The sequence below is a fragment of the Streptomyces sp. NPDC059816 genome (genome assembly GCF_042732055.1).
Classification (GTDB): Bacteria; Actinomycetota; Actinomycetes; order Streptomycetales; family Streptomycetaceae; genus Streptomyces.
Genome location: NZ_JBHWIQ010000043.1, coordinates 1 through 20,965 on the forward strand (window position 1 = coordinate 1; position 20,965 = coordinate 20,965).

A 20,965-nucleotide genomic window follows, 5' to 3' on the forward strand; every position below is an offset into this window, starting at 1 on the left:
TCGAACCACGCGGCCCCATCGAGACCGAAGCAGCCCGCCGCCTCGCCGACGATCTCAAGAACGAGTGATCACCCGGTTACCCAACACTTTCTCAGCCGTACCGCTCGACGAGCGCGGTGCCGATCGAGGCCAGCTGGTCCCGCACGCCCGGAGGGCCGGTCACCTCCAGCCATTCGACCAGCCCGGCGAGCTCACCGGCGAGTGCGTACTCGTTGTGGCCGCGGATCAGGACCTCGATCCGTCCGTCGGTCGTGGAACCCCCCACCTGGAGCCGACTGCCGAGCATCATCCGGAGCAGGTACATCCCGTGAGGCTCACACAACGCCTGGATTTCGAGGGGTGCTCGTCTGCGCTCGATCTCGTCGGCGATCTCGTGCCAGCTCTCGGCGAGGTCGAAGTCCTCGGGTCGGTGCACGGGATCGTCGGTCGGGTCGGCTGACGAGACGCGGTCGATGCGGAAGGTCCGCCGGCCGGCCTCGGTGTGGGAGACGAGGTACCACGACGGGCCTTTGGCGACGATGCCCAGCGGGTGGACGGTCCTCTCGGTTTCGACGCCTTTGCCGTCGACGTAGCCGAGCCGCACCTGGACACCGCGGATCACCGCGTCCTGGAGTGCGTCGAGGAAGCGGGGCGGGCGCTGCTCGATCCGGCTCGCCCCCCATCGCTGCGGGTCCGTGACCAGCGACGACGCTGCTGCCTCGGCCTGGAGCCGGAAGGGTTCCGGCAGGGCTTGGACGAGCTTGCGCAGGGCTGCTTTCACCGTCGGGGTCGCGGTCGAGGCCGGGCCGGCGACCAGGAACAGGGCGCGGGCCTCGCTGGCGGTCAGCCCGGACAGGTCGGTGCGGGCGCCGCCCACGAGGCGCCAGCCGCCGCTTCGGCCCTGGAGGGAGTACAGGGGCACCCCGGCCATGGCCAGGGCGTCGAGGTCACGGCGGGCGGTGCGCTCGGAGACCTCCAGCTCTCGGGCGACCTCTGCTGCCGTCACCTGCTCGCGTCGTTGCAGCAGGAGGAGGACGGCCACCAGCCGATCGGTTCGCATGCCGATGACACTTCCATGAAAACCGGTCATGGGGTGACCGGTTTAGGTCGGCAGGATGGCGACATGGCCTCACCGGCGAGCCCCATTGCCCAGAGCCGTATCGGCCCCCGGCCCGCCCGGGGGGTGTGCCGGCGCATTCTTTGGGAACCTCCGCCGTCTGGGCCTGATCACCCCGAAAAGCAAGAGAGGCAAAGCCATGTTCGATCCAGCTGATTTCCCCGAGCCCACCCTTGTTCCGGTCAACGGTGTGGAGCTGGAAGTCTTCGAAGCGGGCCGGCAGAACGCCGGAAATCCCATCGTGCTCTGTCATGGCTGGCCGGAGCACGCCTTTTCCTGGCGCCATCAGATTCCCGCCCTCGCCGCAGCGGGCTACCACGTCATCGTTCCGAACCAGCGGGGTTACGGAAATTCGTCCCGTCCGACCGAAGTGACGGACTACGACATCGAGCACCTGTCGGGTGATCTCGTCGCACTGCTCGATCACTACGGGTACGAGGACGCCACCTTCGTCGGTCATGACTGGGGTGCGATGGTCGTCTGGGGCCTGACCCTGCTGCATCCGAACCGGGTGAACAAGGTGATCAACCTGAGCTTGCCCTACCAGGAGCGCGGAGGAACGCCCTGGATCGAGTTCATGGAAGCCGTGCTCGGCGGCGACTTCTACTTCGTCCACTTCAATCGGCAGCCGGGCGTCGCGGACGCCGTGTTCGACGAGAACACCTTCCAGTTCCTTCGCAACCTGTACCGGAAGAACGAGCCTCCCAAGGAGCCTCAGCCGGGTATGGCGCTGATCGATCTCGCCAGGGAGGAAACGCCGCTCGGTGATCCCGTCATGAGCGACGGCGAACTGGCCGTTTTCGTTTCCGCCTTCGAATCGACCGGGTTCACGGGCAGTGTGAACTGGTACCGGAACCTTGACCGCAACTGGCGCTTGCTGGCGGACGCGGACCCGATCATCCGGCAGCCCACGCTCATGATCTACGGCGACCGGGACACGATCCAGAAGTCGGAGAGGCTGCCGGAGTTCGTGCCCCAGGTGGAAGTGGTCAGTCTGGACTGCGGTCATTGGATCCAGCAGGAAAAGCCGGAAGAGACCAACCGGGTGATGACGAAGTGGCTGGAACAGCAGGACGCCGATTAGCGTCTCGTGATCCTCCGGCGGGACCGGCGACACCCCGTGCGGGGCGGGTAGCGTCAGGGATGGAGGTGGGGCGCGTGACGGATCGGATCGAGGGGACGCGTGTCGACGGGGCGCGGGGCGTGGTGATCGAGACGAGGGGTCTCACCAAGCGGTACCGCGGCGGGCAACTCGCCGTCGACCGGCTGGACCTGAGCGTGCCCGAGGGGACCGTCTTCGGTTTCCTCGGGCCCAACGGCTCGGGGAAGACGACCACGATCCGCATGCTGATGGGGTTGATCGAGCCGACCGGGGGGTCCGCCGAGGTGCTGGGGCACTCCATGCCCGGCGCCGCGCGCACCGTGCTGCCCCGGGTGGGCGCCCTGATCGAGGGCCCCGCGCTGTACGGCTTCCTGAGCGGGCGGGACAACCTCCTGCGGTACGACGCGGCGGATCCCACCGCCGATCCCCGCAGCCGTCGGACCCGGGTCGGCGCCGCCCTGGACCGGGTGGGGCTCACCGCCGCCGCGGGGAAACGGGCCCGGGCCTACAGCCTCGGGATGAAGCAGCGGCTGGGGCTCGCGGCGGCGCTGCTGCGACCCCGCCGCCTCCTCGTCCTGGACGAGCCGACCAACGGCCTCGACCCGCAGGGCATGCGGGAGATCCGCGCCCTGGTGCGTGAGTTGGCGTCGGACGGGACGACGGTGTTCCTCTCCTCGCACTTGCTCGACGAGATCGAGCAGGTGTGCACCCATGCGGCGGTGATGGCCCGGGGCCGGTTGATCACCCAGGGCCCGGTCGCGGAGTTGGCCGCGGGCGCCCGCGGCCAACTCGTCGTCACCACCCCCGACCCGGGGGAGGCAGTGCGGGTGCTGAAGGAACGGGGGCTCACGGACGTCTCCGCCGACGGGGACCGGGTGCTGGCGGAGCCCCCCGAGGGCGACCCCGCGGAGGTCACCGCGGCGCTGGTGGCGGCGGGCGTACGGGTGCGGGGCTTCGGGATCGAGCGGGGATCGCTGGAGGACGCGTTCGTCGCGCTCACGGGGGAGGGCTTCGATGTCGCCCAGTGAAACCACCGCCACCACCCCCACGAGCGGCGCGACTGCCACGACCGGTGCGCTCCCGGACGGGGTGGCGCCGGGGGAGCGCACCGCACGGTGGACCTGGACGTTCGGGCTGCTGCGGTCCGAACTGAGCACCACGTTCCGGCGCTGGCGCACCCTCGCGCTGCTGGCCGTGCTCGCGGCGGTGCCGATCCTGATCGGCATCGCGATCCGGGTGGAGACGGGCGGCGGCTCCACGGCGGGCGGCGGCTCCGGGGAGGCGGGCCCCGCGTTCCTCGCCCAGGTCACCAACAACGGGCTGTTCCTGGTGTTCGCGGGACTCGCCGCGACCCTGCCGTTCTTCCTGCCCATGGCGGTCGGCGTGGTCGCGGGGGACGCGATCGCGGGCGAGGCGAGCGCCGGCACCCTGCGCTACCTGCTCGTCGCACCGGCGGGCCGGAGCCGACTGCTGCTGGTCAAGTACGCGACGACGATGACGTTCTGCCTGGTGGCGACCCTGGTGGTGGCCGTGTCGGCACTCGCGGTCGGGGCGCTGCTGTTCCCGATGGGCGAGGTCACCACCATCTCGGGCACCCGGATCGGGTTCGCCGAGGGGCTGGTCCGGGCGGTGTTCATCGCGCTGCTCGTCGCGGTGTCGCTCCTCGGGGTCGCCGCGCTGGGGCTGTTCGTCTCCACGCTGACCAGCAGTGGGATCGCCGCGATGGCGACCACCGTCGGGCTGCTGATCACCGTGCAGATCCTGGACCAGATACCCCAACTGGACGTGCTGCACCCGTATCTGTTCTCGCACCACTGGTTGTCGTTCGCCGATGTGATGCGCGCCCCGGTGTACTGGGACGACATCGTCAGGAACCTCGGCGTGCAGGCCCTGTACGCGGCGGTGTTCGGGTCGGCGGCGTGGGCGCGGTTCACCACGAAGGACGTCACGACGTAACGGTCCCGTCACCCGTAACGGCCCCCGTCATCCGCGGTGGAAGGTGCCGTTCCCGGCGACCCGTACGCCCACCACGTCACCGGGGCGCACCGTGACGGGGCCGGGCACCCGTACGGTGACCGTGCCCGTCTGCGCGACGGCGACGAGGACCAGCGCGTCGTGCCCGTGGAAGCGGACCTCCGTGACCCGTCCCGTCGGGGTGTCCGGCCCGGCTTCCGCGGACGGCACCAGTCGCAGGTGCTCCGGGCGCAGGACGACCGTGCCGACCCGCTCAGCAGCCCCGGCGTCCGGGTCGGTGACCGTGACGGGCCCGAGCGCGGTGACCGCCCGCCCGACCCCGACCCCGGCACCGTCCGCGTCGACCGCGTCGAGCGTGCCGGGCAGCCGTACGGCCGCCCCGACGAAGGACGCCACCCACGGGTCGGCGGGCCGGGCGTACAACTCCTCGGGAGGCGCGCACTGCACGACCCGGCCGGCCCGCAGCACGGCGACCCGGTCGGCCGAGGACAGGGCCTCCTCCTGGTCGTGGGTGACCAACAACGCGGTGGCCCCGGCGGCCCGGAGCGCCGTCCGGACGTCGGAGCGCAGTCCCGCCCGCAGCCCGCTGTCGAGCGCGTTGAACGGCTCGTCGAGCAGGACCAGCGCGGGGCGGGGCGCGAGGGCCCGGGCCAGTGCCACCCGCTGCTGCTGTCCGCCGGACAGTTCGTGCGGCATCCGCTCGCCGAAGTCCCCGAGCCCCACCAGCTCCAGCATCTCGGCGGTGCGCGACCGCCGTTCGCCGCGGGGGGCACCGCGCAGCCCGAAGGCGACGTTCCGTGCCACGCTCAGGTGCGGGAACAGTGCCCCTTCCTGGGCGACGAGGCCGATCCCGCGCCGCTGTGGCGGTATCCGTACGCCCGGTCCGCTCACGGTCCGGCCCCCGACCGAGACCTCACCGGCGTCCGGATCGAGGAACCCGGCGATCACCCGCAGCAGCGTCGTCTTGCCGCAGCCGGAGGGGCCGAGCAGGGCCGCGACCTCGCCCTCGGGCACGGTGAGGTCCACCCCGTCGAGCACCGGGTCGCCCGGTCCGTACGAGCTGGACACCGAGGTGATGCGCAGCCCGGTCACAGGGGCCTGACCAGCGGGGCGGAGGTCATGAGCGCCTTCCGAGGAGGTAGGAGGGGACGGCGGCGAGCAGCACGATGGCCGCGGCGTAGGGCGCGGCGCCGGCGAAGGCGCCGGCGCCGGTCTCGGTCCACAGCCGGGTGGCGAGGGTGTCCGTCCCGGTGGGCCGCAGCAGCAGCGTCGCCGGGAGTTCCTTCATGATCACGACGAAGGTGAGGGCCGCGCCCGCCCCGATGCCGGGTGCGGCGAGCGGCACGGTGACCTCCCGCAGCACCTGGAGGGGGCTGCGGCCCAGCGAGCGGGCCATGTCCTCCAGCACCGGCGGCGCCTGGAGCACCGCGGCGCGGGCCGAGGCGACGGCGACGGGCAGGAACAGCACCACGTACGCGACGATGAGCAGCGGGAACTCCTGGTACAGCGGATAGGCGTACCGGATCGAGAAGAACACCAGGGCCAGTCCGACGGTGATCCCGGGGACGGCGTGCCCCGCGTACACGGACTGTTCGAGGAGTCGGGCGGGCCGCCCCCGGTAGCGGGCCGACAGCACCCCGACCGGGAGGGCGAGCAGGGTGGTGACGGCGGCGCCCACGGCGGCGACGCCGAGGGTGGCGAGCACCGCGGGCCAGAACTTCTCCCCGTCGAAGCCGGAGGTGCCGACGGTGAGCCAGTAGCCGAGGGTCGCCAGCGGGAAGGCGACGGAAGCACCGGCGACGGCGGTGCACCAGACGAGCGCGGGAGCGGTCCACGCGCCGAGCCGCAGCCGGACCGGTGGCCGGGCGCTGCCCCGGCCGGTGCGGGCGTGGCCGGCCCGGCCCCGGGTGCGGTTCTCCGCCCGGACCAGCAGCACGGTCATGGCGACCAGCACGCAGCCGAGCACGGCGGCCGGGGTGCGGTCGAAACTCGCCTGGTACGAGGTGTGGATGGCCCGGGTGAAGGTGTCGTACCGGGTGATCGACACCGAACCGAAGTCCGACAGGACGTACAGCGCCACGAGGATCGCGCCGCCGGCCGCCGCGGGCCGCAGCTGCGGGAGGGTGACCTTCAGGAAGGCTCCCAGTGCGCCGCTGCCCAACGACCGCGCCGCCTCCTCCTGCGCCGGGTCGATGCCCCGCAGCACCGCGGCCACGGGGAGGTAGACGTAGGGGAAGCAGGCGAAGGTCAGGGTGATCGACGCCCCGGTCAGCCCCGCGAGCGAGGGCGCCGCGGAGATCCAGGTGAACGCCGCGACGTAGCTGGGCACGGCGAGGGGCAGCGTCGCGAGCACCGCCCATGCCTTGCGGCCGGGCAGATCGGTCCGCACGGTCAGCCAGGCCAGGGAGATCCCGAGCACCAGGGACGCGCCCACCACGATCGCGGTCAGCCCGAGGCTGCGGCCGAGCAGTTCGAGGGTGCGCTGTTCGGACACGATGTCCCAGGCGAAGCCCCACCCCCGTTCCAGGGCGCGCACCCCGAGGTAGCCGAGCGGGAGCAGGGCGACGAGTGCTGCGACGGTGGCGGGCAGCAACAGGACGAGCGGCGGCGTCCGTCGCCGGGCGGCGGCGAGTACGGAGCCGGGGGCCGAGGAACGGGCGGAGCCGCCCCGCCGCGCCCGGGACGGTTCGTCCGGGTGCGGCGGAGCGGCGCCCCGCTCCCGCGCGGCGGTCCGCGCGGTCACGCTGTCGTTCACCGTGGAGTCCGGTGTTCCTGCCGTGCGGCTGTCAGACCAGCCCGGCTTCCTTGAGCATCTCCAGGGTCTTCTGGAGCGACTCCAGCTCACCGAGGTCGATCTCCGGGGCGTCCAGGGAGGCGAGCGGGGGCAGGTCCTTCACGGTGGAGGTCACGCCGGAGGCCAGCGGGTACTCCTTGGTCTCCTCGGCGAAGTACTTCTGCGCCTCGGCGGAGAGCAGGTAGTCGACGGCCTTCCCGGCGGCGGCCTGCTGCTTGCCGTTCTTGAGGACTCCGACGCCGGCCACGTTGATCAGCGCGCCCGGGTCGCCGCCGGGGAGGAAGTGGATCTTCGCGTTGACCTTGTCGGCACCGACCTCGGCGGCCTTCTCGTACCAGTAGTAGTGGTTGATCAGGCCGAGGGAGACCTCACCGGCGTCCACCGCGTCGAGGATCGCACCGTTCTTGGCGTACTGCTTGGCTCCGTTGGCCTTGAGGCCCTTCAGCCACTTCAGGGTGGCCGCGTCGCCCTCCAGGACGCGCATGCCGGTGACGAACGCCTGGAACGAGGCGTTGGTGGGCGCGTAGCCGACCTTGCCCTTCCACTTCGGCTCGGTGAGCTCCTTGACGCTGTCGGGGACCTCGGTGGTCTGCTTCGGGTTGTACGCGATCACCCGGGAGCGGCCGGAGACGCCGACCCAGTCGTTCTCGGCGCCGCGGAACGCCTTGTCGACCTTCTTCAGCGACTTCGCCGGCGCGTCGGCGAGCAGCCCGGCCCCGGAGAGCGCGCCGAGCGCACCCGCGTCCTGCGAGAAGAAGAGTCCGGCCTTGGTCCGGCTGCCCTCTTCGAGGATCTGGGCGGCGAGTTCGGCACTGTCGCCGTAGCGGACCTCGACCTTGGTGCCGGTGGCCTTCTCCAGCTTGTCGATGATCGGGGCGATCAGCTCTTCGTTGCGGCCGGAGTAGATGACCAGCTCGTCCGCGGCCTTCGCCTGGGAGTCGCCGCCCTTCTTGGTCTCGGCCTTGTCGTCGCCGTCGCTCGAACCGCAGGCGGCGAGCGCCGGGAGGAGCAGGGCGGAAAGGGCTAGGGCGGTACCGCGACGGACGAGCGGGCGACGCATGAGGGCCTCCTGAGCAACCCGGGGTCGATGCACCGACGACCTGCGGGAACGTGTTTTCGGACGCCCTAATGAATAGGTGAGGCTTGCCTCAGTGTCAATTTTTGGTCAGTGGCTGGTCGTTTTTGGTCGTACTGCTCGTTCTCGGCGGGAGCTCCGACCGGGCGGGAGCCGTCGTCATCAGCGCGACGGCTCCCGCCCGGGGTCCGTCAGGAGGAGAGTGCCCACAGGGTGTGGGCGAGGGCGTCGCTGTTGCGGTCGAGGGCGGTCGCCGAGACGTTCGCGGTGGTGTCGCACGCCCGGTGGTAGCAGCGGTCGAAGGCCAGCCCCGCGGTCCCGCCCCACTTGGCGGCCTGGGCGGCGGTCTTCGCGTAGCTGGCGCCGGTGAACAGTCCGCCGACCGGGATGCCCACGTTCTTGAACGGGGCGTGGTCGGAGCGGCCGTCGCCTTCGGTCTCCGGTTCGGTGGGGACGCCGAGCCCGGTGAAGTAGTTCTTGAAGGTCTGCTCGATGACGGGGTCGTCGTCGTAGACGAAGTAGCCCGGGTTGGGGGAGCCGACCATGTCGAGGTTCAGATAGCCCTTGATGACGGAGCGGTCCGCCGCCGACAGCCCGTTCACGTAGTTGCGGGAGCCGACCAGCCCCGACTCCTCCGCGCCCCACCAGGCGAACCGCAGGTGCTTGGTGGGCCGGTACTGGGTGCGCGCCACGGCGAGCGCGGTCTCCAGGACGGCCGCCGAGCCGGTGGCGTTGTCGTTGATGCCGGCGCCCGCGGCGACGCTGTCGAGGTGGGCCCCGGCCATGACCACCTGGTTCGGGTCGCCGCCCGGCCAGTCGGCGATCAGGTTGTAGCCGGTGCGACCGCCCGAGGTGAAGGTCCGGATGGAGGTGGTGTACCCGACGGCGTCCAGCTTGGCCTTCACGTAGTCGAGCGAGGCGCGGTAGCCGGGCCTGCCGTGGGCCCGGTTGCCGCCGTTGGCATTGGCTATGGACTGGAACTGGGTCAGATGGGCCTGGAGGGCGGTCACCGGGATGTCGGGCGCCGCGACTCTCGGCGCGGCGACGGTCCCGGTGACGAAACCACTGGTCAGCAGGGTGGCCCCGGCGGCGAGGGCGGCGGTCAGGGCGCGTCGTGCGACGGCGGCCCGGGTGAGGGTGGAGGGCATGGAGGGGGCTCCGGATTCCGTGGGGACGGGGGAGCCCGATGGTCAGCGGAATCAGGGATTCCCTCAAGGGCGCTATTTGGACACTGGTGTTCGGATAGCGGTGGACCGTCCGGTAAGCGGACCCGGCCCGTGCGCCCGGGGGGTCGGTCCGTCAGTGCAGGCAGAACTCGTTCCCCTCCGGGTCGGCCATCAGTACCCATCCACCTGCGGGTTCCGTCACCCGGTGCAGGACCGACGCACCCAGGGCGATCAGTCGCGCCTCTTCCGTCGCCCGCTCCCCGCTTGGCGTGTGCACGTCGATATGTAGCCGGTTCTTGACGGTCTTCGGTTCCGGTACGCGCTGGAACAGCAGTCGACGACCGAGCCCCGCCCCGGTGTCCCCGTCGAACGGGTCGTCGGGGTGCCGTACGGCGATGAGGTCCCGCCAGGCGCGGCGCCCTCCCGACTCCACGGTCTGGTCCTCGGTCACCGCGTTGAACCCCAGCAGCCGTTCGATGAGAGCGCTGTTGTCCTCGATCTCGTACCCGAGGGCCGCGGCCCAGAAGGCGGCCTGGGCGTGGGGGTCGCCGGCGTCGACGACGAGCTTCCAGTGCAGTGTCCGTGAAGTCATGTAACCAGTTATAGTGGTTAGGTGATGGAGACGGCAAGCACAGACCAGGGCCCGACGGCCGAAGTAGTGGTGAACGGACTCCAGTTGGATGCCCCGCGGCGCGCTCCGGGGGACGGCCTCACCCTGCGCGACCGGGTCGGAACGACCTTCCACTTCGACCCCGGCGCGCTCTGCCTGGAACTGCTGCTCACCGGCGGCCCGGGCTGGCTCGCCCGGTTCGAGGTGCTGCACCAACCGGCGGACCTGATCCGCTGGGCCGCCCTGAGCCGCCTCCCCGGGGGCCTCGACCTCCCCGTCACCGAGGACGACCTGCCCGCCGCCCGCACCCTGCGGGACGCACTCCACGGCATCGCCGCCGACCGGGTGAACGGGCGTCAGCCGGATCCGGCCGCGTACCGGGTCGTTAATGCCGCCGCGTACCGGGTCGTTAATGCCGCCGCGGCCCACGCCCCCCTCGCGGTGTGCTTCACCCCCGGGGGCGAGCGCGGTTGGGCCCCCGGCGCCACCGCGCCCCACCTGCTGTCGACGGTCGCCCGGGACGCCATCGACCTCTTCACCGGCCCGCACGCCGACCGGGTCCGGGAGTGCGCCACGGACAACTGCTCCCTGTTGTTCGTGGACACCTCCCGCCCGGGTCGGCGCCGTTGGTGCTCCATGGAGCGCTGCGGGAACCGCCACAAGGTCCGCGCCCACCGCGCACGGCAGACCGCGCCCGCCCCTCGGTGAGCCCCGCGCGCCCCGCCCCGCCTCTCCCGCCCCGTCAGCGGTGAGCGGTCGCCCGCCCCGTCAGGGGGTCAGCGGTCGCCCTGTTCCGCTGCGGCCCGCTCGTCGTACGAGGCGCGGGCCGCGGCCACCTCGGTGCGGTGCTCCTCGGTCCACTCCACCAGCAGATGGACCGTCTGGTGCAAGGTGCGGCCCAGCGCGGTCAGTTCGTACTCCACGCGCGGCGGCACCACCGGGTACACCGTACGCAGCACCAGGCCGTCGCGCTCCAACTGCCGCAGGGTGACCGTCAACATCCGCTGACTGATGCCGTCGATCTCCCGGCGCAGTTCCGTGAACCGCATCCGGTGCCCGTCGAGCAGCGCGATGACCAGGAGCGACCACTTGTCGCCGATCCGGTCGAGGATCTGCCGGACCTCGCAGTCCTCGCGGGTGTCCCACTGGAACGGATCGGGGTCGGGGCGCGCGCCGCCCACGGTGCCGTCCGGGTTACTCGGTGACTTCGAAGTGCCCTCTTCCACAACTCCCGAGGGTGCCGCACGATCAAGGTGGTTACAAGAGGGAACTGACCCTCACACCGGTAACCCGACCGGACGTGCCCCGACGGGTGCGCGGCACAGCGACCCCTCGAAGGAGCCCGCCATGGGCGCGCAGACCACCCCCCCGATGAGCAGACGGAGTTGGGCCCTCCTGCTCGTCCTCTGCGGAACGATCTTCCTGGAGGGTGCCGACGTCGCCATGCTCGGCGTGGCGGTCCCCACGATCCGCGCCGACCTCGGTCTCGGCACCGGCACGGCGGCCTGGGTGATGAGCGGTTACGTCCTCGGGTACGCGGGCTTCACCCTGCTCGGCGGGCGCGCGGCTGACTTACTCGGTCGGCGTCGGATGTTCCTGCTCTGGCTCACCGTCTTCGTCGCCTTCTCCGGCCTCGGCGGCTTCGCCACGGAAGGCTGGATGCTCGTCGCCGCGCGTTTCGTGACCGGGGTCGCCGCCGCGTTCATGACCCCGGCGGCCCTCTCACTGATCACCACCTCGTACCCGCAGGGGCCGGCGCGCACCAGGGCGCTGATGATCTACGCCGGGGCCAACGCCGCGGGTTTCTCCCTCGGCCTGGTGACCGGTGGGCTGCTCACCGCGCTGGGGTGGCGGTGGGTGTTCTTCGCACCCGTCCTGTTCGCGGCGGCCCTGCTGGCCGCGGCCCTCTGGCTGGTCCCCGTCGACCCCCCGCGCCCGCCGCGGGGCACCGGGTCCTTCGACGTGTTCGGCGCGGTCACGGCGGCCGGGGCGATGCTGCTGACCGCCTACGGGGTGGTCCGCTTCGAGCACGGGTTCCACGGGTGGCCGCTGACCGTGGCGGTGCTGGCCGTGGGCGCCCTGAGCGCGGTGGTGTTCGTCCGGGTGGAGCGGCGCGCGGCCCGTCCGCTGGTCCGGCTGGGGATCTTCCGCCGGGCCGCGATGGTCCGGGCCGACCTGGGCGCCCTGTTGTTCGTCGGCTCCTTCTTCGGCTTCCAGTTCGTGCTCACCCTCTATCTCCAGGAACTGCGCGGCTGGTCCACGCTCCAGACGGCGTTCGCCCTGATCGCGATGGGGGTGGACGCGGTCCTCGCACCGACGCTCACTCCGGTGCTGGTGCGCCGGTTCGGCAACGCCCGGGTGGTGCTCGGCGGGTTCGTCCTCGCGACCCTCTCCTACGGGCTGACCCTGCGGATCGGGAGCGACTGGTCGTACGCCGCGATGTTCCCGGGGCTGCTGATGACCGGGATCGCCTTCGCCTTCGTCTTCGGGCCGTTGACCGTCGCGGCGACCGACGGCGTCGACTCCTCGGAACAGGGGCTGGCCGGGGGGCTGCTCACCACGTGCGTGCAGTTCGGCTCGGCCATCGGCATCTCCTCGGTGACCGCGGTGTACGGGCTCGCCGGCGGGGACGCACGGCTCGGCGCGTTCCGCTGGGCGCTCACGGTGCCGTTGGGCATGGCGCTGGTCGGGCTGGCCCTCGCGCTGTACGGGGTGTACCGGAGCCGTCCGCCGAAGGCACCGTCCGTCGGTGACCCCGCCCCGCGAGGCCGACGGCTGGCCGCACGCGCCTAACCCAGGGCGAGCCGTTTGCGGGCTCGGCGGGCGGTGCGGACCGCGTCCCAGGTGAGGATCGACAGGGCCGCCCAGACCAGACCGAAGCCGACCCACCGTTCCACCGGCATGGCCTCCCGGAAGTACAGCACCCCGAGTCCGAACTGGAACACCGGCGCCAGGTACTGGAGCAGGCCCAACGTGGACAGCGGAACCCGTATCGCCGCCGCCCCGAAGCACACCAGGGGCACCGCGGTCACCACTCCGGTGGCCATGAGCAGCGCGGCGTGCCCGGCGCCCTCGGCCCCGAAGGTCCCCTCGCCCCGCGAGCCCAGCCACACCAGGTACGCGAGGCCCGGCAGGAACAGGACGGCGTTCTCGGCGGCCAAGGACTCCAGTCCGCCGAGTCCCGTCTTCTTCTTCACCAGCCCGTACACGGCGAACGAGAACGCCAGGCACAGCGAGATCCACGGCGGCCGGCCGGATCCGACGGCGAGCACCACGACGGCCGTGAGCCCCGTGCCGACCGCCACCCACTGCCAGGGCCGCAACCGTTCCTTCAGCAGTAGCACCCCGATGGCGATGGTCACCAGCGGGTTGATGAAGTAGCCGAGCGACGCCTCCACCACGTGCCCGGTGTTGACGGCCCAGATGTACACGCCCCAGTTGACGGCGATGAGGACCGCCGCGACCGCGATCAGCGCCAGCTTCCGCGGCTGGCGCAGCAGCGTCCCGATCCACGCCCAACGCCGTACGACGAGCAGGGCGAGGGCGAGCGCGACCAGTGACCACACCATCCGGTGGGCGAGGATCTCCACCGCCCCGGTGGGCTTGAGCAACGGCCAGAACAGCGGGACGAGCCCCCACATGCCGTACGCGGCGACCCCGTTCAACAGCCCGACCCGCGCTTCGCCGCGGGCCGGCCGGTCCCCCTGCGGTCCGCCGCGCGGCCGGTCCGTCGCCCGGCCGCCGCCCGCCGCGCCCGGGGTCGGCGGACCCGCCGCCGCTGTGGGGACCGTCCCGGCGGTTCCCGTTTCCGACGCCGCCAAGGCTCCTCCTCGCCACGGTCGCACCCCGGTCGGCGCGCGTTCCCCGACGGTAGCGCCGGGCACCCCCGGCTGTCATGCCCGTACCGTCATACGGTCATGACAGCCGTCGGTGCCCCGGTGCCCCGGTACGCCGAAGGGCCCGGGGTGCGGAACGTACGCCGTACGTTCCGCACCCCGGGCCCGGGTCGGGGGTCGGACGGGGACTACCCGACGACCGTCCAGGTGTCGCCCCCGGTGAGCAGCGAGCTGAGGTCGCCCTTGCCGTACCGCTCCACCGCGGCGTCGAGCTGGTCCGCCATCAAGGTGTCGTAGACCGGGCGGTCCACCGACCGGAAGACGCCGATGGGGGTGTGGTGCAGGGTGTCCGGGTCCGCGAGCCGCGACAGGGCGAAGGCGGTGGTCGGCGACGGGTTGTGCGCGTCGTGCACGAGGATCTGGCTCTGGTTCTCCTCGGTGACGTCCACCACCTTGAGGTCGCCGGTCAGGCTGTCCCGGACCACGCCCTTGGCGTCGTCCACGCCGAACCGGATCGGCCGGCCGTGCTCCAGCCGGATCACGGCCTCCAGGGCCTGCTGGCGGTCCTTCAGGACCTCGAAGGCGCCGTCGTTGAAGATGTTGCAGTTCTGGTAGATCTCCACCAGGGCCGTACCGGGGTGGGCGGCGGCCTCCCGCAGCACGCTCGTCAGGTGCTGGCGGTCGGAGTCCACCGTCCGCGCCACGAACGACGCCTCGGCGCCGACCGCCAGCGACACCGGGTTGAAGGGCGCGTCCAGCGAACCCATCGGCGTCGACTTGGTGATCTTGCCGACCTCGGAGGTCGGCGAGTACTGGCCCTTGGTGAGGCCGTAGATCCGGTTGTTGAACAGCAGGATCTTCAGGTTCACATTGCGTCGCAGCGCATGGATCAGGTGGTTGCCGCCGATCGACAGCGCGTCGCCGTCACCGGTGACCACCCAGACGCTCAGGTCCTGCCGCGAGGAGGCGAGCCCGGTGGCGATGGAGGGCGCCCGGCCGTGGATGGAGTGCATCCCGTACGTGTTCATGTAGTACGGGAAACGGGAGCTGCACCCGATGCCGCTGACGAAGACCACGTTCTCCTTGGCCAGCCCCAGCTCCGGCATGAAGCCCTGGACCGCCGCCAGGACCGCGTAGTCACCGCAGCCGGGGCACCAGCGCACTTCCTGGTCCGACTTGAAGTCCTTCATGGACTGCTTGGCGGTGGCCTTCGGGACCAGGGAGAGCGCTTTGATGCCCCCCGGGCCTTCGGTGGTGACGTCAGCCATCGATGGCCTCCTTGAGAACCGTGGCGAGCTGCTCGGCCTTGAACGGCAGACCCGTGACCTGGGTGAAGGACCGGGCGTCGACCAGATACCTGGCCCTGACCAGGGTGGCGAGCTGGCCGAGGTTCATCTCGGGGATCACCACCTTGTCGTAACGCGCCAGGACCTCGCCCAGATTCCGCGGGAACGGGTTGAGGTGCCGCAGGTGCGCCTGGGCGACGTGCTCGCCGGCCGTCCGCAGCCGCCGCGCCGCCGCCGTGATCGGCCCGTACGTGGAGCCCCAGCCCAGCACCAGGAGCTTCGCCTCGCCCGAGGGGTCGTCGACCTCCAGGTCCGGCACCGCGATCCCGTCGATCTTCGCCTGCCGGGTGCGCACCATGAAGTCGTGGTTGGCCGGGTCGTACGAGATGTTGCCCGTGCCGTCCTGCTTCTCGATGCCGCCGATCCGGTGTTCCAGGCCCGGCGTGCCCGGGACCGCCCAGGGTCGGGCCAGCGTCTCGGGGTCGCGCTTGTACGGCCAGAACGCCTCGGTGCCGTCCTCCAGCGTGTGGTTCGGGCCGGTGGCGAACTGGACCCGCAGATCGGGCAGCTCGCCGGTCTCCGGGATGCGCCAGGGCTCGGACCCGTTGGCGAGGTAGCCGTCGCTGAGCAGGAACACGGGCGTGCGGTACTCCAACGCGATGCGCGAGGCCTCGATCGCCGCGTCGAAGCAGTCCGCCGGCGTCTGCGGCGCCACGATCGGCACCGGGGCCTCGCCGTTGCGGCCGTACATCGCCTGGAGCAGGTCGGCCTGTTCCGTCTTGGTGGGCAGACCGGTGGAGGGGCCGCCGCGCTGGATGTCCACGATCACCAGCGGCAGTTCCAGGGAGACCGCGAGGCCGATCGCCTCGCTCTTGAGCGCCACGCCCGGACCCGAGGTCGTGGTGATGGCGAGGGAGCCGCCGAACGCCGCGCCCAGTGCCGCGCCGATGCCCGCGATCTCGTCCTCGGCCTGGAAGGTCCGCACGCCGAAGTTCTTGTGCTTGGACAGCTCGTGCAGGATGTCGGACGCGGGGGTGATGGGGTACGAACCGAGGTACAGCGGCAGGTCCGCCAGTTCACCGGCGGCGACCAGCCCGAGGGACAGGGCGAGGTTGCCGGAGATGTTCCGGTAGGTGCCGGTCGGGAACGCCTTCGACGCGGGGGCGACCTCGTAGGAGACCGCGAAGTCCTCGGTGGTCTCGCCGAAGTTCCAGCCGGCGCGGAACGCCGCGATGTTCGCCGCCGCGATCTCCGGCTTCTTGGCGAACTTCGACTTCAGGAACTTCTCGGTGCCCTCGGTCGGGCGGTGGTACATCCAGGACAGCAGCCCCAGCGCGAACATGTTCTTGCTGCGGCCCGCGTCCTTGCGCGACAGGTCGAATTCCTTGAGGGCCTCGACCGTCAGCGTGGTCAGCGGCACCGGGTGGACGCTGAAGCCGTCCAGCGAACCGTCCTCCAGCGGGGACGTGTCGTACCCGACCTTCTGCATGGCCCGCTTGGTGAACTCGTCCGTGTTGACGATGACCTCGGCGCCGCGCGGGACGTCACCGATGTTGGCCTTCAGTGCGGCCGGGTTCATCGCGACGAGCACGTTGGGCGCGTCGCCCGGGGTCAGGATGTCGTGGTCGGCGAAGTGCAGCTGGAACGACGACACGCCCGGCAGGGTGCCTGCGGGCGCGCGGATCTCGGCGGGGAAGTTCGGCAGCGTCGACAGGTCGTTGCCGAACGACGCCGTCTCCGAAGTGAAGCGGTCGCCCGTCAGCTGCATGCCGTCGCCCGAGTCACCGGCGAAGCGGATGATCACTCGGTCCAGTCTGCGGACCTCTTTCTCACCGCCTGGTGATCCGGTCGGCGGTGTGCGCTGTTCGCCCACGTGTTCCACGACGGTCCCGTCGGCTGGCTCGGCTGGGCTACTGACCTGGCTGGTCACTGAACTGGACCTCCCTCGGCGCGGCTCTTCGGGAAGGACCAGCACACCGGTCTTCCCAGGCCCACCCTACTTCGGTAAGGGTCGCCTTCCTTCGGCTGTTCGTATGATGGACGTACTTTTGAGACGCTTCGGGCCGTGCGCGGCCCGCTGGTTCCATGATCACCCGCACCCCCTCGCGCGGCGCGGCGCCGCTCCCGCAACGCCGCGCGCGGTGTGCGGGGCGGTCGGGTGACTCATGAGTTCAGATAGGTGAGAACGGCCAGGACACGCCGGTGATCCCCGTCACTCGGGGAGAGTCCCAGCTTCAGGAAGATGTTGCTGACGTGCTTCTCCACCGCCCCGTCGCTGACCACCAGCTGCCGGGCGACCGCCGAGTTCGTCCGTCCCTCCGCCATCAGCCCCAGCACCTCGCGCTCCCGGGGGGTCAGCCCCGCCAGGACGTCCTGCTTGCGGCTGCGTCCCAGCAACTGGGCCACCACCTCCGGGTCCAGCGCGGTGCCCCCCTGCGCCACCCGCACCACCGCGTCCACGAACTCGCGGACATCGGCCACCCGGTCCTTCAGCAGGTACCCCACACCCCGGCTCGACCCCGCGAGCAACTCCGTCGCGTACCGCTCCTCCACGTACTGGGAGAGGACCAGGACCCCCAGCCCCGGGTGGCTCTTGCGGAGCCGGACCGCCGCGCGCACCCCCTCGTCCGTGTGCGTCGGGGGCATCCGCACATCGGCCACCACCACGTCCGGGAGGTCCCCCGTGCCCGCGAGGTCCGTGATCGTCTTGATCAGCGCCTCCGCGTCGCCCACCCCCGCCACCACGTCGTGCCCCCGGTCGGTCAGCAACCGGGTCAGGCCCTCCCTCAGCAGGACCGAATCCTCGGCGATGACGACCTTCACCCTTGTCTCCACGCTTGCTGGCCCCCCATGTAACGCTTGCTGTCCCTTAGGTCCAGCATTCCAGCAAAGTGCCCCCGCGGGGTACGGGGGCACTCCGATGCACTGCGCTACGGCGCTACGGCGGTGCGGGTCAGGTGCGCCAGGGGAGCTCGGCGGTGATCCGGGTCGGGCCGGCGGGCGGGGAGTCGACCACGAGGATGCCGTCCACCGCGTCGAGCCGCTCGGCGAGGCCCGCCAGCCCCGTACCGCCGCTGACCGTCGCTCCGCCCATGCCGTTGTCCGTGACCTGGATGAGCAGCCGGCTCTCCACCCGCCACACGTCCACGCTCGCCCGGTTCGCCCCGCTGTGCTTGCTGACGTTCTGGAGGAGCTCCGAGACCGTGAAGTAGGCGATCCCCTCGATCGCGGGCGCCGGACGGGCCGGCAGGTCCACCTCGACCTGCACGGGCACCGTGCACCGGGAGGCCACCGAGGACAGGGCCGCGTCCAGTCCGCGGTCGGTGAGGACCGCCGGGTGGATGCCCCGGGCCAGGTCCCGCAGTTCCTGGAGCGCCGTCTTCACCTCGCCGTGCGCCTCGTCCACCATCCGCGCCGCCGCCTGCGGGTCCTCCGTCATCTTCTCCTTGGCGAGACCGAGGTCCATCGCGAGGCTGACGAGCCGGGCCTGAGCCCCGTCGTGCAGGTCCCGTTCGATGCGCCGCAGGTCGGCCGCCGCGGTGTCCACCACGACCCCCCGGTCCGACTCCAGCTCGACCACCCGGGAGGCCAGCCGGGACGGGCTCAGCAGCGCGAGGATCAGCAGCCGGTCCACCATCGTCAGCCCCCGGACGACCCACGGCGTGGCCAGCGTCAGCACCAGGCCGGTCAGCGCGGTCACCGTCAGCTCGAAGGCGTTGTCCAGGTGGATCGCGCTGTTCTCGTCCCCGTAGAGCTGTATGCCGTCCTGGTTCACGTAGGTGGGGAACACCCAGTGCCACAGCGGGTAGGTCAACAGTCCCCAGGAGACCGCCCACAGGGTCAGCGCCGTGGTGAAGGTGAACACCGCCCAGGGGAAGTGCAGCAGCGTGTACAACAGGTTCCGCCAGGAGGAGCCGCTCTTGAAGACCGCGCCGATCCACGCCATGAGACCCGGCCGGGCCACCCGCAGCGGCTCCGCGTCACCGATGTCCATGCCGAGCAGCGTCCGCGCCCGCCCCCGCTCCAACGCGGCGAACCCCCGCGCCGCGGACAGGGTCGCCGCGAGCACCGGTACGCCGAGGAAGGTGACCAGCAGCCCCGCCCCGACCGAGAGCATCGTCACGCTGAACGTGAAGGCGATGATGCTGATCGGGAGGCTCAGCAGGGTGAACCCGAACTCGCGCCAGGTGCGGGCCGTGAACGGCTCGCGCAGCCCCGCCGGGAGCAGGTGCCGCCGCCCGGACCCCGCGCCGTCGAACTCGGGCCGGCCCTGCCGCCCGTAACCCTGTCCGTACTCCGTGGCCATCCTCGTCGTCCTTCTCTCGTGTCGCTCGCTGCTGCCCCGCACGGCCGGTGACACCCGGTCGTCCCGTCCCCGCTCGTCGGCGGGCCGTCGGAGCGGCCCGCCGAAGTACCTCCAGGCTCCCCGAGCGGGGCGCCCCCCACCATGTGGCACGTCTCCGTTCCGACCGGGGGTTTTCCCTACCCCCCGGCGACACCGCCCCGCCCGTCAGCCCCGCGTTCCCGGTCCCGCCAGGGCAGCTCCGCGGTGACCGTCGTCGGGCCGCCCACCGGGGAGTCGACGACGAACAGGCCGTCGACCGCGCCCAGTCGGTCGGCGAGCCCCGCCATGCCCGTACCGCCGTCGAGGCTCGCGCCGCCCGCCCCGTCGTCCGTGACCTGGATCAGCAGCCGCTCGCCCGATCGCCAGACCTCCACCGCCGCGGACCGGGCCCGGCTGTGCTTGCTGACGTTCTGGAGGAGCTCCGAGACCGTGAAGTAGGCGATGCCCTCGATCGCCGCCGCCGGCCGGCTCCCCAGATCCGCCGTCACCCGCACGGGCACCGTGCACCGGGAGGCCACCGAGGACAGGGCCGCGTCCAGTCCGCGGTCGGTGAGGACCGCCGGGTGGATGCCCCGGGCCAGGTCCCGCAGTTCCTGGAGGGCAAGCTTCACCTCACCGTGGGCCTCCTCGACCATCACCGCGGCCGTGTCCGGGTCCTCCAGCAGCTTCTCCTTCGCCAGCCCGAGCCCCATCGCCAGATTGACGAGCCGGGCCTGAGCCCCGTCGTGCAGGTCCCGTTCGATGCGTCGCAGGTCCGCCGCCGCGGTGTCCACCACGACCCCCCGGTCCGACTCCAACTCGGCGATGCGCCGCTCCAACTCGTCGGACGGGGAGAGGAGCCCGCGCACCAACATCCGGTCGACGTCCGTCAACGCCCGGGCGATGAACGGCAGCACCGGCCACAGCACGAACAGCGAGACCAACGTCACCACGAAGGTCAACACCCCCCACGGCAGCCGTATGACCTCGTAGAGCGCCGCCCGCCACGCCACCGGGTCCGCCACGCAGGTGCGCAGCCGCGTCAGCCACGGCAGGCCCCGCAGCGGCAGCGGGCTGGGCTCCTCGACCCGCACCCTGAGCAGGGCCCGGGCCCGGGCCCGCTCGGCCCGCCCGAAGTGCCGCACACCCAACAGGCTCACCGCCAGCAACGGCAGCCCGACGGCCGTGATGGCCAGGCCGACGCCGATCGCCAGCGAGGTCACCACGTACACGAAGCCGATCAAACCCATCGGCAGATTCAGCAGGAGATGCGCTATTTCCCGCCAGGTCTGAGCCCCGTACGCCAAGCGGGCGGGCGGCAGCGCCTCTTCGGTGCCCACGGCACCGGCCACCGGCTCGGCCGCGTCGGTCGCGTCCCGGCCCCGGGCGGAAGTGGTCATTCGTGCGGTCATGTCTAGAGCGTGCCTGGTCACCGCGGTCGGCGCCATGAGGTGGACCGCCTTCTCGCCCTGTGGATATCCCCACCCCCGGCCGTTCGCCCCCGGCCCCGGAACCGGGCGTCCCGGCCTCCCGGACGGCCCCCGCCGCAGCGCGTCCGGGGTCCGGCAGGTCCGATTCGTGACGGGCCCGGGGGCCCTTCGGAACCCTCCTGACCGGTGACGGGCTGCTTACCCCTCCTTTAGCAGGGCCTAGACTCCCGTGCGTAGAGAACGTCGTACACCGCGCATTCACTGGCGTCCCG

At 71.5% G+C, this 20,965-nt stretch carries 18 protein-coding genes; 5 read left to right on the forward strand and 13 right to left on the reverse strand.

Annotation, left to right across the window (positions count from 1 at the left end; genetic code table 11):
- Positions 1 to 91: 91 nt before the first annotated feature.
- Positions 92 to 1,039, reverse strand: coding sequence for a helix-turn-helix transcriptional regulator (locus ACFV88_RS33985; protein WP_385496011.1), 948 nt, complete (start codon positions 1,037 to 1,039; stop codon positions 92 to 94).
- Between the two features lie 196 nt (positions 1,040 to 1,235).
- Between ACFV88_RS33985 and ACFV88_RS33990 the strand changes: the two genes are divergently transcribed.
- Genes ACFV88_RS33990 through ACFV88_RS34000 form a run of 3 tightly spaced genes read left to right on the forward strand, consistent with a single transcriptional unit; the run spans position 1,236 to position 4,154 of the window.
- Positions 1,236 to 2,180 carry an alpha/beta fold hydrolase gene (locus ACFV88_RS33990; RefSeq protein ID WP_385496012.1) on the forward strand — a complete coding sequence of 315 codons (945 nt, stop codon included), beginning with the start codon at positions 1,236 to 1,238 and terminating at the stop codon, positions 2,178 to 2,180.
- 59 nt (positions 2,181 to 2,239) lie between these two features.
- On the forward strand, positions 2,240 to 3,226 hold the full coding sequence (locus ACFV88_RS33995) for an ABC transporter ATP-binding protein (RefSeq protein WP_385496013.1): 987 nt from the start codon (positions 2,240 to 2,242) through the stop codon (positions 3,224 to 3,226).
- Positions 3,213 to 4,154 (forward strand): ABC transporter permease, encoded by a 942-nt coding sequence (locus ACFV88_RS34000; RefSeq protein ID WP_385496014.1) that lies wholly within the window; start codon positions 3,213 to 3,215, stop codon positions 4,152 to 4,154. The genes ACFV88_RS33995 and ACFV88_RS34000 overlap by 14 nt, the downstream gene beginning before the upstream one ends.
- Before the next feature lie 27 nt (positions 4,155 to 4,181).
- On the opposite strand, the gene ACFV88_RS34005 is transcribed toward ACFV88_RS34000, so the two are convergent.
- The 5 genes from ACFV88_RS34005 to ACFV88_RS34025 form a co-directional block, all read right to left on the reverse strand.
- Entirely contained in the window at positions 4,182 to 5,264 is a 1,083-nt protein-coding gene (locus ACFV88_RS34005; protein WP_385496016.1) for an ABC transporter ATP-binding protein, read from the reverse strand.
- 25 nt (positions 5,265 to 5,289) lie between these two features.
- On the reverse strand, positions 5,290 to 6,927 hold the full coding sequence (locus ACFV88_RS34010) for an ABC transporter permease (protein ID WP_385496017.1): 1,638 nt from the start codon (positions 6,925 to 6,927) through the stop codon (positions 5,290 to 5,292).
- A 31-nt stretch (positions 6,928 to 6,958) separates the two neighbouring features.
- On the reverse strand, positions 6,959 to 8,026 hold the full coding sequence (locus ACFV88_RS34015) for an iron ABC transporter substrate-binding protein (RefSeq protein WP_385496018.1): 1,068 nt from the start codon (positions 8,024 to 8,026) through the stop codon (positions 6,959 to 6,961).
- A 206-nt stretch (positions 8,027 to 8,232) separates the two neighbouring features.
- Positions 8,233 to 9,189, reverse strand: a complete 957-nt coding sequence (locus tag ACFV88_RS34020) for a M28 family metallopeptidase (RefSeq protein WP_385496019.1) — start codon at positions 9,187 to 9,189, stop codon at positions 8,233 to 8,235.
- Between the two features lie 151 nt (positions 9,190 to 9,340).
- The gene (locus tag ACFV88_RS34025) at positions 9,341 to 9,799 is read right to left on the reverse strand and encodes a VOC family protein (RefSeq protein WP_385496020.1); all 459 of its coding nucleotides are present in this window, start codon (positions 9,797 to 9,799) and stop codon (positions 9,341 to 9,343) included.
- 24 nt (positions 9,800 to 9,823) lie between these two features.
- Between ACFV88_RS34025 and ACFV88_RS34030 the strand changes: the two genes are divergently transcribed.
- Positions 9,824 to 10,525 carry a CGNR zinc finger domain-containing protein gene (locus ACFV88_RS34030; RefSeq protein ID WP_385496054.1) on the forward strand — a complete coding sequence of 234 codons (702 nt, stop codon included), beginning with the start codon at positions 9,824 to 9,826 and terminating at the stop codon, positions 10,523 to 10,525.
- 68 nt (positions 10,526 to 10,593) lie between these two features.
- Here ACFV88_RS34030 and ACFV88_RS34035 read toward each other — a convergent pair whose 3' ends face one another.
- Entirely contained in the window at positions 10,594 to 11,043 is a 450-nt protein-coding gene (locus tag ACFV88_RS34035; protein ID WP_385496021.1) for a winged helix-turn-helix transcriptional regulator, read from the reverse strand.
- A 121-nt stretch (positions 11,044 to 11,164) separates the two neighbouring features.
- On the opposite strand from ACFV88_RS34035, the gene ACFV88_RS34040 reads away from it, so the two are divergent.
- The gene (locus tag ACFV88_RS34040; protein WP_385496022.1) at positions 11,165 to 12,610 is read left to right on the forward strand and encodes an MFS transporter; all 1,446 of its coding nucleotides are present in this window, start codon (positions 11,165 to 11,167) and stop codon (positions 12,608 to 12,610) included.
- Here ACFV88_RS34040 and rarD read toward each other — a convergent pair.
- The 6 genes from rarD to ACFV88_RS34070 form a co-directional block, all read right to left on the reverse strand.
- Positions 12,607 to 13,485, reverse strand: coding sequence for an EamA family transporter RarD (rarD, locus tag ACFV88_RS34045; RefSeq protein WP_385496055.1), 879 nt, complete (start codon positions 13,483 to 13,485; stop codon positions 12,607 to 12,609). The two genes, ACFV88_RS34040 and rarD, sit on opposite strands and share 4 nt — an antisense overlap.
- A 356-nt stretch (positions 13,486 to 13,841) precedes the next feature.
- Positions 13,842 to 14,921, reverse strand: a complete 1,080-nt coding sequence (locus tag ACFV88_RS34050) for a 2-oxoacid:ferredoxin oxidoreductase subunit beta (RefSeq protein ID WP_385496023.1) — start codon at positions 14,919 to 14,921, stop codon at positions 13,842 to 13,844.
- The gene (locus tag ACFV88_RS34055) at positions 14,914 to 16,869 is read right to left on the reverse strand and encodes a 2-oxoacid:acceptor oxidoreductase subunit alpha (RefSeq protein WP_385496024.1); all 1,956 of its coding nucleotides are present in this window, start codon (positions 16,867 to 16,869) and stop codon (positions 14,914 to 14,916) included. Before ACFV88_RS34055 ends, ACFV88_RS34050 begins: the two co-directional genes overlap by 8 nt.
- A 233-nt stretch (positions 16,870 to 17,102) precedes the next feature.
- Positions 17,103 to 17,762: a LuxR C-terminal-related transcriptional regulator gene (locus ACFV88_RS34060; RefSeq protein WP_385496056.1), complete on the reverse strand. Its 660-nt coding sequence runs from the start codon at positions 17,760 to 17,762 to the stop codon at positions 17,103 to 17,105.
- Positions 17,763 to 17,892: 130 nt separating this feature from the next.
- Positions 17,893 to 19,245, reverse strand: a complete 1,353-nt coding sequence (locus ACFV88_RS34065; protein WP_385496026.1) for a sensor histidine kinase — start codon at positions 19,243 to 19,245, stop codon at positions 17,893 to 17,895.
- 176 nt (positions 19,246 to 19,421) lie between these two features.
- Positions 19,422 to 20,675 carry a sensor histidine kinase gene (locus tag ACFV88_RS34070; RefSeq protein WP_385496027.1) on the reverse strand — a complete coding sequence of 418 codons (1,254 nt, stop codon included), beginning with the start codon at positions 20,673 to 20,675 and terminating at the stop codon, positions 19,422 to 19,424.
- Positions 20,676 to 20,965: the final 290 nt, after the last annotated feature.

Excerpts from the sequence above, each read along its gene's own strand:
- ACFV88_RS33985 (WP_385496011.1), bottom strand. The coding sequence starts at position 1,039 with ATGCGAACCGATCGGCTGGTGGCCGTCCTCCTCCTGCTGCAACGACGC.
- ACFV88_RS33990 (WP_385496012.1), top strand. The coding sequence starts at position 1,236 with ATGTTCGATCCAGCTGATTTCCCCGAGCCCACCCTTGTTCCGGTCAAC.
- ACFV88_RS33995 (WP_385496013.1), top strand. The coding sequence starts at position 2,240 with ATGGAGGTGGGGCGCGTGACGGATCGGATCGAGGGGACGCGTGTCGAC.
- ACFV88_RS34000 (WP_385496014.1), top strand. The coding sequence starts at position 3,213 with ATGTCGCCCAGTGAAACCACCGCCACCACCCCCACGAGCGGCGCGACT.
- ACFV88_RS34015 (WP_385496018.1), bottom strand. The coding sequence starts at position 8,026 with ATGCGTCGCCCGCTCGTCCGTCGCGGTACCGCCCTAGCCCTTTCCGCC.
- ACFV88_RS34020 (WP_385496019.1), bottom strand. The coding sequence starts at position 9,189 with ATGCCCTCCACCCTCACCCGGGCCGCCGTCGCACGACGCGCCCTGACC.
- ACFV88_RS34025 (WP_385496020.1), bottom strand. The coding sequence starts at position 9,799 with ATGACTTCACGGACACTGCACTGGAAGCTCGTCGTCGACGCCGGCGAC.
- ACFV88_RS34030 (WP_385496054.1), top strand. The coding sequence starts at position 9,824 with ATGGAGACGGCAAGCACAGACCAGGGCCCGACGGCCGAAGTAGTGGTG.
- ACFV88_RS34040 (WP_385496022.1), top strand. The coding sequence starts at position 11,165 with ATGGGCGCGCAGACCACCCCCCCGATGAGCAGACGGAGTTGGGCCCTC.
- ACFV88_RS34050 (WP_385496023.1), bottom strand. The coding sequence starts at position 14,921 with ATGGCTGACGTCACCACCGAAGGCCCGGGGGGCATCAAAGCGCTCTCC.
- ACFV88_RS34065 (WP_385496026.1), bottom strand. The coding sequence starts at position 19,245 with ATGGCCACGGAGTACGGACAGGGTTACGGGCGGCAGGGCCGGCCCGAG.
- ACFV88_RS34070 (WP_385496027.1), bottom strand. The coding sequence starts at position 20,675 with ATGACCGCACGAATGACCACTTCCGCCCGGGGCCGGGACGCGACCGAC.